At 56.1% G+C, this 14,702-nt stretch carries 14 protein-coding genes; 2 read left to right on the forward strand and 12 right to left on the reverse strand.

Annotation, left to right across the window (positions count from 1 at the left end):
* Positions 1–20: 20 nt before the first annotated feature.
* The 7 genes from M495_RS20265 to M495_RS20295 all read right to left on the reverse strand — a co-directional run bounded on the left by M495_RS20265 (position 21) and on the right by M495_RS20295 (position 5,602).
* On the reverse strand, positions 21–1,232 hold the full coding sequence (locus tag M495_RS20265; protein WP_020828542.1) for an NAD(P)/FAD-dependent oxidoreductase: 1,212 nt from the start codon (positions 1,230–1,232) through the stop codon (positions 21–23).
* Positions 1,229–2,170: a VOC family protein gene (locus M495_RS20270; RefSeq protein WP_020828543.1), complete on the reverse strand. Its 942-nt coding sequence runs from the start codon at positions 2,168–2,170 to the stop codon at positions 1,229–1,231. The genes M495_RS20265 and M495_RS20270 overlap by 4 nt, the downstream gene beginning before the upstream one ends.
* A gap of 168 nt (positions 2,171–2,338) precedes the next feature.
* Positions 2,339–3,133 carry an IclR family transcriptional regulator gene (locus tag M495_RS20275; protein WP_020828544.1) on the reverse strand — a complete coding sequence of 265 codons (795 nt, stop codon included), beginning with the start codon at positions 3,131–3,133 and terminating at the stop codon, positions 2,339–2,341.
* Between the two features lie 24 nt (positions 3,134–3,157).
* Positions 3,158–3,913 (reverse strand): SDR family oxidoreductase, encoded by a 756-nt coding sequence (locus M495_RS20280; RefSeq protein ID WP_020828545.1) that lies wholly within the window; start codon positions 3,911–3,913, stop codon positions 3,158–3,160.
* On the reverse strand, positions 3,910–4,953 hold the full coding sequence (locus M495_RS20285; protein ID WP_041414935.1) for an aromatic ring-hydroxylating oxygenase subunit alpha: 1,044 nt from the start codon (positions 4,951–4,953) through the stop codon (positions 3,910–3,912). Before M495_RS20285 ends, M495_RS20280 begins: the two co-directional genes overlap by 4 nt.
* 20 nt (positions 4,954–4,973) lie before the next feature.
* The gene (locus M495_RS20290) at positions 4,974–5,282 is read right to left on the reverse strand and encodes a recombinase-like helix-turn-helix domain-containing protein (protein ID WP_020828547.1); all 309 of its coding nucleotides are present in this window, start codon (positions 5,280–5,282) and stop codon (positions 4,974–4,976) included.
* 2 nt (positions 5,283–5,284) lie between these two features.
* Positions 5,285–5,602 (reverse strand): non-heme iron oxygenase ferredoxin subunit, encoded by a 318-nt coding sequence (locus tag M495_RS20295; protein ID WP_020828548.1) that lies wholly within the window; start codon positions 5,600–5,602, stop codon positions 5,285–5,287.
* Positions 5,603–5,997: 395 nt separating this feature from the next.
* On the opposite strand from M495_RS20295, the gene M495_RS20300 reads away from it, so the two are divergent.
* The gene (locus M495_RS20300) at positions 5,998–7,245 is read left to right on the forward strand and encodes an MFS transporter (RefSeq protein WP_020828549.1); all 1,248 of its coding nucleotides are present in this window, start codon (positions 5,998–6,000) and stop codon (positions 7,243–7,245) included.
* 49 nt (positions 7,246–7,294) lie between these two features.
* On the opposite strand, the gene rluF is transcribed toward M495_RS20300, so the two are convergent.
* The 4 genes from rluF to M495_RS26220 all read right to left on the reverse strand — a co-directional run bounded on the left by rluF (position 7,295) and on the right by M495_RS26220 (position 12,351).
* Positions 7,295–8,158, reverse strand: coding sequence for a 23S rRNA pseudouridine(2604) synthase RluF (gene rluF / locus M495_RS20305; protein ID WP_020828550.1), 864 nt, complete (start codon positions 8,156–8,158; stop codon positions 7,295–7,297).
* 223 nt (positions 8,159–8,381) lie between these two features.
* The gene (gene speB / locus M495_RS20310) at positions 8,382–9,302 is read right to left on the reverse strand and encodes an agmatinase (RefSeq protein WP_020828551.1); all 921 of its coding nucleotides are present in this window, start codon (positions 9,300–9,302) and stop codon (positions 8,382–8,384) included.
* A gap of 936 nt (positions 9,303–10,238) precedes the next feature.
* Positions 10,239–12,215: a biosynthetic arginine decarboxylase gene (speA, locus tag M495_RS20320; protein WP_041414938.1), complete on the reverse strand. Its 1,977-nt coding sequence runs from the start codon at positions 12,213–12,215 to the stop codon at positions 10,239–10,241.
* Entirely contained in the window at positions 12,208–12,351 is a 144-nt protein-coding gene (locus tag M495_RS26220; RefSeq protein ID WP_115058053.1) for a virulence promoting factor, read from the reverse strand. The genes speA and M495_RS26220 overlap by 8 nt, the downstream gene beginning before the upstream one ends.
* A gap of 759 nt (positions 12,352–13,110) precedes the next feature.
* Here M495_RS26220 and metK point away from each other — a divergent pair.
* On the forward strand, positions 13,111–14,265 hold the full coding sequence (gene metK, locus M495_RS20325) for a methionine adenosyltransferase (RefSeq protein ID WP_020828554.1): 1,155 nt from the start codon (positions 13,111–13,113) through the stop codon (positions 14,263–14,265).
* A 126-nt stretch (positions 14,266–14,391) separates the two neighbouring features.
* On the opposite strand, the gene M495_RS20330 is transcribed toward metK, so the two are convergent.
* Positions 14,392–14,544 (reverse strand): Hok/Gef family protein, encoded by a 153-nt coding sequence (locus M495_RS20330; protein WP_041415673.1) that lies wholly within the window; start codon positions 14,542–14,544, stop codon positions 14,392–14,394.
* Positions 14,545–14,702: the final 158 nt, after the last annotated feature.

The following is a 14,702-nucleotide window of genomic DNA, read 5'->3' on the forward strand; positions in this document are numbered from 1 at the left end:
CGCTCCCGAGGTTACGGGCGTTATTTCAACGCCATCAAAGAAAACTCCGCATCCGCCAACTGCTGCGGTTCCAACACGCGCCCACTGGCCAGCCAGCGTTTGCCCAGCTTGATGGTACGAGCGTCGTTAAACGCCACCATTTGCACCAACTGACGATCGGCATTTAACGTAAAGAACACCTGCGATTGCGGCGTGCGCCGCACCACATGGTGCACGCCACCGGTCGGCACGCCGAGGATCTGGATATTGGCATCGTATTGATCCGACCACAGCCAGGCCACGTCATCGTAAGGGGCGGCAAAGGCGTCCAGCATCGCGCAAGCGGTGCTGATCGCCTGATTCTGCGCATAGGCCCAGGACTGCAGGCACAGGCCCAGCGTCGGGTGACGCGCCACGTCGCCGGCGGCGAAAATCGCCGGGTGGCTGGTGCGCCCCTGGCCGTCAACCACGATCCCCACGTCAATCTTCAGCCCGGCCCTGCGCGCCAGTTCCAGATTCAACTCGACGCCGATCCCCACCACCACCAGATCAAACGGCTGAGGATCGCTGACGCCGCTGCCGATCCAGGCGCTACCGTCACGATCTTCCAACTGAATGTCACCGCAGCCGCAGTGCAGGGTCACGCCCTGCTGTTGATGCAATTCCAGCAGCGCCTGGGAGACATCCGCGCCAACACTGCGCATGCACAGCGCCGGCTGGCGTTCAAAGACCGTCACGTCAGCACCGAGGCGCCGCGCCGAAGCGGCAATCTCCAGCCCAATCCAGCCACCACCGACGATCGCCAGTCGACGGCATCCTTGCAGCGCCTGACGCAGCTTCGCCGCATCATCCCAGGAACGCAGCGTCATCACCCGAGGGTGACTGGCCCAACGGGTGTCCGGCAGGCGCGGTCGGCCACCGGTGGCAATCAGCAGTTGATCAAACTGCAGCTGCCGACCGTCGCTGAGGCTGACGATTTGTTTTTTTGCATCAATGGATTCGGCACGTAACGGCCGGCACCAGTTGAGATTCAACCCGGTGACCACCTGTTCGCTGAACAGTCGGCTGAGCGGCGCTTCGCCGTCCAGCAACGCCGCCTTGGAAAGCGGCGGACGTTCATAAAAGTCATAGGGTTCGTCGCTGATCACCGTCAGCCGGCCCGCATAGCCACGATCGCGCAGCGTTTTCGCCGCCCAACCGCCGGCCTGGCCACCGCCGATAATGACGATCCCCGCCGCTTCTGGCTGGCTCATAGCGCCTCCGGTTTTTTCTGCTGGCGGCGCGTATCGTGGTCGATCCCCCCTTCCACCGCCCACTCGGTGAACGACACCAGCGAGTGTTCCAGCTCGCGCGGCTGCCAGTTTTCAGTCAGATAGTCATCGTTGGTGTAGTACTCAAACGCGCCGCCAGTCGGGCTGTTGACGTACCAGAAATAGGCTGAGGAAATCGGATGGCGACCGGGGCCGATAAAGGTGCTCCACTTCTCTTTGTTCATAGCAATACCGCCGCCGATCACCTCGTGGATGTCGCGCACGGTAAAAGCTACGTGATTCAGGCCACGTGGACGATTCGGCAATTTCAGCAGGAACAGGTTGTGATGCCCGCCGCGCGCCTGAGTGCGCAGGAACACTGCTCGATCGATATAGCGATCCGAGACCTGGAAGCCCAGTACCTCACGGTAGAAACGTTCGGTGGCGGCCAGATCTTCGACAAAGAACACCACGTGGCCAATATTGATCGGCTGTGCCTGCGCATATACCGGGCTGGGCTGATCGATGCGGCGCACATCACCCCATTGGTTGATTGGTGATACCGGTAAATCGACTCCGCGCTGTTGGCTGACGCTAAAGCGCAGCGTCATACCGTTCGGATCGATACACTCCAGCTCTTCCCCCACCTGACGGAAGCCCGGCATCTGCGCCAACAGCGGCTGCAAAGCGGCCAATTCCGCCGGGCTGCCCACGCCCCAGGTCATGCGGCGCAGAGTCGAACCGCCCTCAAACGCCGCCGGCAAGGTCTCGCTCTGCAACGGATGCAGCACCACGCGCGCCCCACTCAGGGTGGTGAATTCACGTTGACGTTCGCCCCAGTGCTGTTGTGCCGCCTGCAGGCCGAAGTCCTGCATGAATTTTTCGCAGGTTGGCAGATCTTCGACGCCAAATTCCAGTTTTTCGATTCCGATTACGCTCATTGTTGTGCCTCACGTTCTCGCTGAATGCGGTTTTCAGGCATGACAAACCCCGGCCCCTGTTTGCCATGAGCCTTATCCCTGCCTGATTCATTGGTAGGGGACGAATACAGTCGCCCCGATTAATGCGAACGCAGCTTGCAGCCCCCTACGAAAACAAGGGGTTGTCAGTTAGCCGACGTTAGCCTGCGGCGGCGCGCCCAGAAAGCCGGAGATTTTCTCTGCGGCGTCACGCACTTCCATACGCAGCCGTTCGCGATCTGCTTTTGGGATCTCATCGAACGGCACCATAATGCTGACCACGGCCTCGACCCGCTGCTCGCGGTTAAAGATTGGATAGACGATCGAAGAGATACCATGGCGGAAAAACGACTCGCCAATCACATAGCCGCGCGCCTTATCCTGCTGCACCATCTGCCACAGCGCTTCACGATCTGCCGGGGTCCCCGGACCGCTGCCCGGCAGTTGTTCCTGCGGATAGAGCTGGTCGAATTCGTCGCGGGTAGCGCTGGTTAGCAGCATGCGGCCCAGTGAGGTTTGGTGCACCGGCAGGCGGGTGCCGACGCTGACCTGATTGATTTGCGAACCGGCGGCGCTGACGCGGGCGATGTAGATCACGTCGCGCTCATCACGGATCGCCAGATGACTGCTGCACTGGCTGCGATCGCGCAGTTGCTCTATCACCGGCTGACCGGCCTGGGCAACGTCCAGAGAAGCGATATATTCAAAGCCGAGGCGCAGCACTTTGATGCCCAGCGCAAAGGTGTTGGTCCGTGGGTTGCGCTCCAGAAAACCCAGATGCTCCAGAGTTTGCACCACGCGATAGGCGGTAGCCTTTGGCATGTCGACCAGGCGATGCAATTGGGCAAAAGTCATTTCCTTATGCTGCTCGCCAAACGCCAGCAACAGTTGTAACCCGCGATCCAGTCCTGGGATCAGATATTTACACGCTTGATCGTCCGCCATGTGCTGCTCCTGGCTAAAGGTTGATTAGTTAAAAACAAAGCCGCCGTTAACCGGCAACAGTTGGCCGGTCACGAAATTCGCCAACGGCGACAGCAGGTAGAGCACCGAGCCATTAACGTCGTCAGGGTGCTGTGCCCCGGCCAATGCACGCCCTTGTTCGTACAGTTGATGACGCTCGGCGGGCACGTATTCGGTGGCCTCTACCCGCGTCAGTCCCGGTGCGATTGCGTTCACGCAAATCCCCTGCGGACCCAGTTCACGCGCCATTGAGCGGGTCATGGAGATGATCGCTCCTTTGCTGGCCACGTAAGCCATCAGGCGCGGTGCGCCCCACAGTGCGGTATCCGAAGCCACGTTAACGATCTTGGCATGTGGGGTTTGCGCCAACAGGGGTACCGCTGCCTGACTCACCAGCCAGGTACCGCGTACGTTGACCTGCATCACCCGATCCCACAGATCGATATCGTATTCCATCATGGTTTTGCCACCGACGCCGGTAGCCAGCGCGGCGTTGTTCACCAACCCGTCGATCGCACCGCCTTCGGCAATGGCGTTGAATGCCGCGCTGATCGACGCCGGTTCGGCCAAATCGATCACCTGCGTTTCAACCTGTGCGCCCTGCTCGCGCAGGTTCGCGGCGCTGTCTGCCAGTTCATCCGCCAGAATATCGCACATCACCACTCTGGCACCGGCCTCGCTGATGGCTGCGGCGAAACTCCGCCCCAGCCCGCGCGCCGCGCCGGTCACCACAATGCGTTTTCCCGTCAGCAAGCCGTTCACTGCGCCGCCTCCAGCTCACTGAGCTTCGCCAGCTGCTTCTGCGCTTCTTTTTGCATCATGCGGCGCAAGCGAGACAACCCCACATCATGCTGATACAGATACTCGCGGCCACGCGCGTTCGGGGCCATATTTTCCAGCACGATACGATCCTGCTCCAGTACGTCCCAGTGCAGCGATTCCAGGCGGTTGCGATACATAAAGCGCCACATGTCACGCTGCCAGTCTTTCACCTTACGGATACGCCAGAAGAACACCCGGCAGTGATCCTTATCTTCCGGCACCACCATGCCGATGATCCAGAAGTGACCACCCGGCCCGAAGCGCTTTTTGTACGGGATCGACAAACGCATCCAGTAGGCGCCGCTGCTGCCAAACTCCACCCAGTCAAAGTTAACGCCGATCTGACCATTCTTCTTAAAGATGAAACCGTTGTCGGTCGGCTCCAGCGCCATGTCCGCCTTGCGATCCCCTTCCGCCATCGAGTGCGAGGACGAATGCAGGTAGGTGCCGTGCATCGGATCCATCACGTTTTCCAGCGCGTACTGGTAATTGCAGTCCCAACTGGCGGTGCACAGGAAGTTGCTGTAGGCCGCTTCGTCAGCCAGTTCCGGCGGGAAGGTCAATTCAGCCGGCTCTTCATCCGCCGTCACGCCGAAATAGAGGAACACCGCACCGTAGGCCTCTTTGGCTGGGTAAGAGCGCAGGCATTTCTGCCCCACCAGCGGACAACGATCGACCGCCGGCACGTCTTTGACCGTACCGTCGCCGCCCACTTCCACGCCGTGATACCAGCAGGCGATGCGATCGCCCAGGTTCCAGCCCATGGAAAGGCGCGCACCGCGATGCGGGCAGCGATCTTCCAGCGCATGGATCGCGCCGTCGCCGTCGCGCCACACCACAATCTGTTGCTCCAGCCGCGTAATGCCCACCGGGTTATTGCCGATTTCCCAACTGGCCAGCACCGGATACCACATGCCGCGCAGCCCCTGGTCGAGATAGTCCTGTAAGGTTTGTGCGGAGGATGTTGTGTTTGCTGTCATTGTCTTCTCCCGGATGCTGCTCAGAAACCGTTAACGTGAAGGAATTCGCGGAACGCCGTCTCATTCCACGGCTGGCCATTGCGATCGAACAGGCGACGCTGATTCAGGGCGCTAACGATCTGCTCCAGCTCTTCTGCACCCTGATCGAAGATCTCTTCCAGTGCCGTGACCAACTCGGTCTCGAAACCGTCGGGTACGCGAGCGCGGGTTTGCCAGATGACGTTCTGAAATTGGCCCGGCTGATGGATTTGGCCATTGCCGCCTTCGCGCGCCGGGATCACCTGTTGGGTGTCCGGCAGCCAGGGATTGAAATCGGTGATGTGCTGCATGATTACTCCTCCGCAATAAAGGTGATTTGGATTTGATTGTCGATCACCCGGGTGGCATAGGTTTGCAGATCGCGGCCGCCTGGCTCACGCAAGCATTGGCCGGTACGTACGTCGAACAATGCTTCGTGCAACGGGCATTCGACCTTGCCGTCATCAACAAACCCCTGGCTGAGCAAGGCATAGGCATGTGGGCAAACGTCTTCCAGCGCGTAATAGTTGCCGTCGATCAGATACACCCCGACCTCTTTCCCTTCCACGTTGGCGGAGAAAGGAAAATCTTCTTTCACCTGAGACACTTCACACACTTTCGTCCAGCTCATTGCTTTTGTCCTCTATCTGATTGTTTCATATATGAAACTCAGTTTCTTATTTAATACACTCACTATAAGTCTGGTGAAACTTTCGTCAAGAGAGCAAAGCGGCAATTGTTAATGGAAAGTTGTTTAAACATGACAAATGCGGGAAGGATCACGAAAAAATGCACCGATATGAAAAACTGATGAAATCTGTGCTTTCTATCACTAATTCATGGATAAAAAGACGTTGATCTGGCTGATGCAATGCGAGTAAAAGTGCTATCTCGCTGTCTGAAACACCCTTTTTGATAACAATAAATTTACATAAAAACGACTCAAACCTGCTTTTCACCACTGTGAAATCAGCGGGTTAGTTTACTGCTGTCTAAATTCGTTATTCGCCCGCCAAAGGAGCGTACATGGAGCGCATTGTGCAACAACGTCAACGCTGGTTCGGGGTAGTGGCCCTGCTGTTTCTGATCGTCATCGCCTATGCCGATCGGGTCAATATTGCCGTGATGCTGGTCAACCCCGACTTCTTGCAACACTTTCAGCTCGACGGTAACCGTGCGCATCAGGGCATGCTGATGACGGTGTTTTTGCTCGGTTACGGGCTTTCCGCCATGCTGCTGACGCCCTTTCTGGAAACCCTGATGGGCTATCGCCGCGCGCTGACGCTCAGCATTGTGCTCTGGGCGCTACTGACTGCCGCCTCACCGCTGGCGGGGTCGTTATTGCTGCTGTTTGCGGTACGCGCACTGCTTGGCGTCAGCGAAGGGCCGCTGTTCTCATTGAAAACCATGTACATCGGCGATCACTTCGCCGCCGATGAGCGCGGTAAACCCAATGCCGTCAGCACATTGGGTGTTTCCCTGGGCCTGGTGATAGGCTTTCCGCTGGTCAGTTTCCTGATGGCGCACTTCGGCTGGGCGGTCTCTTTCTATCTGCTGGCGCTGATCAACCTGCTGCTGGGGCTAGCGCTGGTGCGTCTTTTTATCCATCCGCGCTCGTTACCGCTGAGCGCCGTCGATCCTCAGCCGATTCTGAGCCGTGTCTGGCACACCTTCGCCCTGGCCTGGCATACCCCGATGCTGGGTTGGATCATGCTGATCGAGATCGCGACCCTGAGCTACCTGTGGGGCTCCAGTTCCTGGCTGCCGGCTTACCTGACCGACGAGAAAGGATTCTCCATCAAACAGATGGGCTGGATGGCTTCGCTGCCGTTTATCGTCAGTATCGCCTCCAAATATCTCGGCGGCGTGCTGCTTGACCGCATTCGCCCCTATCAGGCACCGTTGATTTTCGCCTTTGGCGGTGCGGCAACTGCGTTGTGTATCTATGGCGTGATGCACAGTCATCAGCTCGGCTGGATTGCTTTCTTCCTGCTGGCGGCCAATGCCTGCTGGGGGGCTCAGGGGGCGGCGATCCCAACCCTGTTGCAACATTATGCGCAGCCGCAGGCGGTCGGCAGCGCCTACGGACTGATTAACGGCATCGGCAATATGTTCTCGGCGTTTGTGCCGGTGATTATGGGCATGGTCATGGCTAGCCAGGGCAAGGTGTCTTCAGGATTTGCGGTGCTGATGGTGTCGCAGCTAGTGACGCTGTTGGCGGGCTGTGTGCTGTTTGGCCGGATGCGGATGACGCGAGAAGCCAGGCGGGCGTAAAGCAGTCGGGGCGCACATGCACCCCGAACCGTATTTATGTTACCGGGCCTCAGCGCCCTTTCTTTTTACGACCCGGCTGAGCAAAGCGCTTGCGCGCAGGCGCGCTGTTGCTGGGTTTGTCGGCGCTTTTCGCCCCGCCGCCGGCCGGTTTTTTCACTGCCGGTTTGGCTTTCTTCGCCGGTTTGGCCTCCGAAGTGGAACCCTCTATCGACTTAAACAGTTCGACCAGTTCGTCGTCGGTTAAATCACGCCATTCACCCGGTGGCAAACCTGCCATGCTCACATTCATGATGCGAGTGCGTTCCAGCTTGGTGACCTCATAGCCGAAATGCTCGCACATGCGGCGAATTTGACGGTTCAGCCCCTGTACCAGCACGATGCGAAACACAAAGGGCGCTTCTTTCTTCACTTTGCATTTTTTCGTCACCGTACCCAGCATTGGCACGCCGGCACCCAAACCACGGATAAAGTCGTCGGTGACCGGTTTGTTGACCGTCACCCGGTATTCTTTTTCATGATCGTTGCCCGCACGCAGGATCTTGTTCACCAGATCGCCGTGATTGGTGAGGAAGATCAGCCCCTGCGAGTCTTTGTCCAAGCGTCCGATCGGGAAGATACGGGTGCTGTGGTTGACGAAATCGACGATATTGTCTTTCTCGCCCTCTTCGGTGGTACTGACGATCCCGACCGGCTTGTTCAGCGCGATAAAGATCAGGTTGTCTTCGTTACGAGGTTCAATCAGCTGACCGTTGACCTTGACGACGTCCCCTGGGAATACCTGATCGCCAAGCGTAACGCGCTTGCCATTGATAAAAACGTTGCCTTGTTCGATATAACGATCGGCGTCGCGGCGAGAGCAGATGCCGCTCTCGCTAATATATTTGTTAAGACGTGTGGAAGGCTTGGTCAGCATGTTTTCTCCATACCCGTCGTCTTTCAAGTCACAGCGTTGTTACCTGCACTCCCCCACCCCAGTCACTTACAAAAGTAAGCTCCTGGGGATGAGCGAGCTGGGTGCCTAGCTGCGACTTGAAATCCATAGGGTATATAGATACCGGTTGTGTGTATTTCTCTATGGTACCGTTACAAGCGACTCGGCTTACCGCCCATAACCGCCTGTTAATACTATTAGGAACTTATTTGGTTTTTTTAGCCGCTTGCAGATACAGCATCTCCAGACCCAGGGTCGCCGCAGCCAGCGCGGTGATTTCGGACTGGTCATACGCCGGGGCAACTTCTACCACGTCCATACCGACGATGTTCAGCGACTGCATGCCGCGCACCAGTTTCAGTGCACGATCGGACGTCAACCCGCCGATGACCGGCGTACCGGTACCCGGTGCGAATGCCGGATCCAGGCAGTCGATGTCGAAGGTCAGATAAACCGGCATATCACCGACGATCTGTTTGATCTGAGCCAGCAGATCGTCAACGCTACGATCGTTAACCTGCGCAGCATCCAATACGGTGAAGCCGTTGTCATGATCGTATTCGGTACGGATACCGATCTGCACTGAGCGAGTGGGATCGATCAGGCCTTCGTTCGGCGCATGGAAGAACATGGTGCCGTGATCGTATTGGCTGCCGTTGGCATAGGTGTCGGTATGGGCATCAAAGTGCACCAGTGCCAGTTTGCCGAAATGTTTGGCGTGTGCGCGCAACAACGGCAGAGTCACGAAGTGGTCGCCGCCGAAGGAGAGCATGCGCTTGCCGGCTTTCAGCAGTTTTTCCGCGTGCGCCTGCAGCTTGTCGCTCATGTCCTGAGCATCGCCGAAGTTGAACACCACGTCGCCGCAATCGACGACATTCAGACGATCGCGCAGGTCAAAGTTCCACGGCCAGCGGTTGCCTTCCCAGGCCAGGTTGGTGGAAACCTGACGGATTGCCGCCGGACCGTGACGGCCACCGGCGCGGCCGGAGGTTGCCATGTCAAATGGAATGCCGGTGATGACCCACTCTGCATCGCTGTCGTAAGGCATAAAGTTCAGCGGAAAGCGCAGGAAACCAAAAGCATTGGACACTAAGGAATTATCGGGCTGATGGCCTAAGGTACTCATAGTAAACCCTCATATTTCAACGTTTCGCCTGTTGAAAAATCACACAGACGCTGGCAAAAAAAAATCCCTCCCGCGTCGTTAGCCCGACGAGAAAGGGATCCATTCGAAATCTGTTTCAGTACTGCCTATGCAGCAGATTATCGCCGCATTTCGCTCGCGCTTCAAGAGCGCGCATCATCATATCGGCTGCTCGTCGTTAGCCAGTATATACCCTGAATCCTACCGTCGTGTGACCGTTGCCGTCCGCCGAGGTTTGAACTTTGTGATTTTGATCCCTTTAGCTGGCAAGAAAAAAATATAGGTTAATTATGCAACCTACTTTATTAAAAATAGATCAACAGAAATGTTAACAATTAATTTTTACACCTTTAGATAACACGAGATCAGTAAAGCCATGTTTAATATTATGCCTGTGCGCCAACGGCGAATAATTAAAAACAAAAAACTTTATATCACGCTAGAAACTCTCACTTTCTTATCAAGTATTCCGTTGGGTTATCTTTGTTCTAAATTTGACTCACTGAATGAAATATCCATAGAGGTAGTGCTTATCTATGTTCCCGTATCCATGATCGCCGTAGACTATTTTTATCAGCGCCTTGTGGGTGAACAAGCGCTGTGGTAGTAATGAACGCGCTTATCAGCATCTGTAGGGGGCGGTAGTGATTATAAAATTTCTCAAAATATTTTCGCTTTTCTTTCTTTGCTATGCGCTTGTCTTTCTGGTTAAAGGGGAAACCATTAGCACCGGCATAATGCTTAAAACGCTAGGTTACTCTTTCCTTATCGCATCAGGATATTTATTCGTTACCAGCCGCTGGTGGAAAAAACACGTCCTAAAATTGAAAGATGAGTAAATAAAATAGCCGGTCAGGCATCAGGGTATAAAAAAGGCCGGACATCCGTTGGATGCCCGGCCTTTCAGAAGCGCTCTACTTATTCATCTTCTAAATAAGTATAACCGTACAAACCGGCTTCGAACTCTTCCAGGAACTGCGCCTGCAGTTCGCTGTCCAGATCGGTTTCTTTCACCTGATCGCGGAACTTGGCCAACAGTGCGGTAGGGTCAAGCTGCACGTATTCCAGCATATCGGCAACGGTATCGCCTTCATCGGACAACTCGGTTTCTACCGTACCGTCAGGGAAGACGAACACGTCAACCGAGGCGGTGTCGCCGAACAGGTTGTGCATGTTGCCGAGGATCTCCTGATAGGCGCCAACCATAAAGAAGCCCAGCGCCGGCGGGTTTTCCGGATCGTACGGCGGCATTGGCATGGTGGTCGCCACGCCGTCACCGTCGATGTAGTGATCGATGGTGCCATCCGAGTCACAGGTGATGTCCAGCAGCACCGCGCGGCCTTCCGGCGGCTTATCCAGGCCTTCCAGCGGCAGTACTGGGAACAGCTGATCGATACCCCAGGCGTCCGGCATCGACTGGAACAGCGAGAAGTTGACGTAGAACTTGTCCGCCATACGCTCTTGCAGTTCGTCGATGATTGGGCGGTGTGCACGGTTGCTCGGATCCAACTGCTGCTGGATCTTGTTGCAGATGTTCAGATACAGCTGCTCAGCCCAGGCACGCTTGGTCAGATCCAACATCCCGTGTGCATATTGCGTATGAACGTCGTGCAGATCCATTTGGCTGTCGTGCAGCCATTCACGCAGCGAGCGGCGATTTTCCGGCTCGTTCATTTCCTGCCAGGTTTCCCACATGCTTTCCAGCGCGCGTGGCGCGTCTTCAGCAGGCGGTAATGGTTCGCTGAATTCGTTGCGTTCAACGCCGATCACGTTGGATACCAGCACCGTATGATGCGCGGTCACTGCACGACCGGATTCGGTGATCACCGTCGGGTGCGGCAAACCGTGTTCATTACAGGCGTCGCCGATGCCCCAGATCACGTTGTTGGCGTATTCGTTCAGGCCGTAGTTCACCGAACAGTCGGACTGCGAACGGGTACCTTCATAATCTACGCCCAGACCGCCGCCCACGTCGAAGCACTGGATGTTCACGCCCAGCTTATGCAGTTCGACGTAGAAGCGCGCCGACTCACGTACGCCGGTGGCGATATCGCGAATATTGGCCAGTTGCGAACCCAGGTGGAAGTGCAGCAGTTGCAGGCTGTCGAGACGGCCCGCTTCACGCAGGGTTTCCACCAGCTTCAGTACCTGAATGGCTGCCAGACCGAACTTGGACTTTTCGCCGCCGCTCGACTGCCATTTACCGGAGCCTTGCGACGCCAGACGCGCACGCACGCCCAGGCGCGGTACCACGTTCAGCCGCTCGGCCTCTTCCAGCACCATGTTGATCTCGGACATCTTCTCGATCACCAGGTACACCTTGTGCCCCAGCTTTTCGCCGATCAGCGCCAGACGGATATATTCACGGTCTTTATAGCCGTTACACACGATCACCGAGCGGGTCATGCCAGCATGCGCCAGCACCGCCATCAGTTCGGCCTTGGAGCCGGCTTCCAGCCCCAGCGGTTCGCCGGAATTGACCAGAGATTCAATCACGCGGCGATGTTGGTTTACCTTGATCGGGTAAACCAGGAAATAGCCACCTTCATAGCCGAACGACTCACGCGCACGTTTGAACGCGGCATTGATCGAACGCAGACGGTGCTGCAGGATCTGCGGGAAGCAGAACAGTGCCGGTAGGCGTAAACCGTCGTTTTGACGCTGCTTCACCAGCTCGGCCAGATCGACACGTGCCTGCGGGACGTCCGGATCCGGGCACACGCTGATGTGGCCCAGTTCATTGACGTCATAATAATTGTTGCCCCAGTAGGCGACGTTATAAGTGCGCAGCATCTTGCTGGCATCACGATCATTCATGGCAACCTCCTGCATGGAGCGCAAAGATATAGATTCGCCCGTTGCTGACGGACGGTGAATCAAAAGATCATCAGACATTACTCGCCTCACATCGCGTACTGACGATACAGTCAGCCACTATCGCAGCTACAACCCGCGAGAACAACCCAACAAACCGCCCTTGCGGCAGCGAATAAAACTGCCGTTCGCGGTCAGCGATCGGTTTATTACTCATATAATTGTAAGACACCCTGTTCAAACCTCGTGAATCGGGTCAAGAAACATCCCACAGGAAGGCTGCAGGCTACCCTTGTTCAGTTCTTCAGACGACCGTTAACCGGCCCGAGAATCCTGAGTAGCGCCCAAGTGTTTATCACACCTGGAAGGTGGTGTAGAGACAAGACGGGAAATAGCAGAAGAATGTGCGCCAGAACGGCACTGCTGTTGAGAACCAACAACCGGTAGACAACGGATCATTAATCCAACCACCTCCACGCACGTCGCCCTCTATGAACGACTGAGCCTCTATTAATAGTGTAAGAACGTGACCGTTCTATGAAGCGGCGACGCCAAAGGTTGGCGTCTGCGGCTGACAATCAGACCACCCGTGGAGGCGTCACAGAAGTTTACAACTTCGTACCCCGCACTGTGCACCAAATGAGCCGCGCGCGCAGTTTATACCGATAACACGGGGAAAATGCAAAATGAAAATTTGTCGGAAACTGTTTCAAGCGATGAAAATGGCGCCGGAAGCTTTGCGCAAAAGAGCGAAAGGGCAAAAAAATACTGGCAATCCGGCTAAGGCCTGACCTAAAATAGACGTCCAGATGTTAATCCATCTATACTGGTTAACTGATAAACTGCTTAACGGCTTTGCCTGAGGGGCGTTGCAGGAAGCATCTCGCGCCATCAGCGGAAGACCCTTCGCTTTGATGCCGGATCTCCAGCGCTGTGCAGTAATTTCTAACCCGTCTTATGCAAGGTAAAGAACACCATGGCTAAACACCTATTCACGTCCGAATCCGTCTCCGAAGGACATCCTGATAAAATCGCTGACCAGATCTCCGATGCCGTTCTTGACGCCATCCTGGAACAGGATCCTAAAGCACGCGTAGCTTGCGAAACCTACGTGAAAACCGGCATGGTTCTGGTTGGCGGCGAAATCACCACCAGCGCCTGGGTAGATATCGAAGAGATCACCCGTAAAACCGTGCGCGAAATCGGCTATGTTCATTCGGATATGGGCTTCGACGCCAACTCTTGTGCCGTACTGAGCGCCATCGGCAAGCAATCCCCGGATATCAATCAGGGTGTTGACCGTACCGATCCTCTGGAACAGGGTGCTGGCGACCAGGGCCTGATGTTTGGCTATGCTACCAACGAAACCGAAGTGCTGATGCCGGCACCGGTGACCTACGCGCACCGTCTGGTGCAGCGCCAGTCCGAAGTCCGTAAAAACGGCACTCTGCCGTGGCTGCGTCCGGATGCGAAAAGCCAGGTCACCTTCCAATATGACGACGGCAAAATCGTCGGTATCGATGCGGTGGTACTGTCCACCCAGCATTCCGAAGATATCTCTTTGAAAGATCTGCAAGAAGCGGTGATGGAAGAGATCATCAAACCGGTTCTGCCTGCAGAATGGCTGAGCGCCAGCACCAAATACCACATCAACCCGACCGGCCGTTTCGTTATCGGTGGCCCAATGGGCGACTGCGGCCTGACCGGACGTAAAATCATCGTTGATACCTACGGCGGCATGGCTCGTCACGGTGGCGGTGCGTTCTCCGGTAAGGATCCGTCCAAGGTTGACCGTTCAGCGGCTTACGCAGCGCGCTACGTGGCGAAAAACATCGTTGCCGCCGGCCTGGCTGACCGCTGTGAGATCCAGGTTTCCTACGCTATCGGCGTGGCGGAGCCAACCTCCATCATGGTGGAAACCTTCGGTACCGAGAAAGTCCCTACCGAACAGTTGACCCTGCTGGTACGCGAGTTCTTCGATCTGCGTCCATACGGCCTGATCCAGATGATGGATCTGCTGCAGCCGATCTACCGCGAAACGGCAGCTTACGGTCACTTCGGCCGCGAGCACTTCCCTTGGGAAGCGACCGACAAAGCAGAATTGCTGCGCGATGCTGCTGGCCTGAAATAAGCCTGCGTATCGAATGTGAAAACGGCAAGCCTTGGCTTGCCGTTTTTGTTTTTAGCGGATGGGTGCTCGTGGATCCACGCTCAAACAACCAACAGGCGGGAGCAATACTCCCGCCGTTGGGTTGCCTTACCTTTTGGATTCGTAAGCCAGAATGGCCGCAACTTCCGTGTTGCCCGATCGGATCCGCAGCTCACAAAGTTTGCTGCGTGTTATCCATGCCAGTGATATTACAGTGGCACAAATAACGACCAGTTTTAGGACACTCCCTTTGTTCGGCATCATGCCTCCTTCTCCTTGCCTCTCGGCGGGTAAGAAGCTAACCTAACGTTCTCTGGCGTTAGAGTTGGCCTCGGGTTGATGTATATCGACACGGGGCTTTTCTCTTTCTATCCCTTACGAATGCTCGGGACGAAAGATCCAGAGCACCCGCACGCAGT

Source organism: Serratia liquefaciens ATCC 27592, assembly GCF_000422085.1.
Taxonomy (GTDB): Bacteria; Pseudomonadota; Gammaproteobacteria; order Enterobacterales; family Enterobacteriaceae; genus Serratia; species Serratia liquefaciens.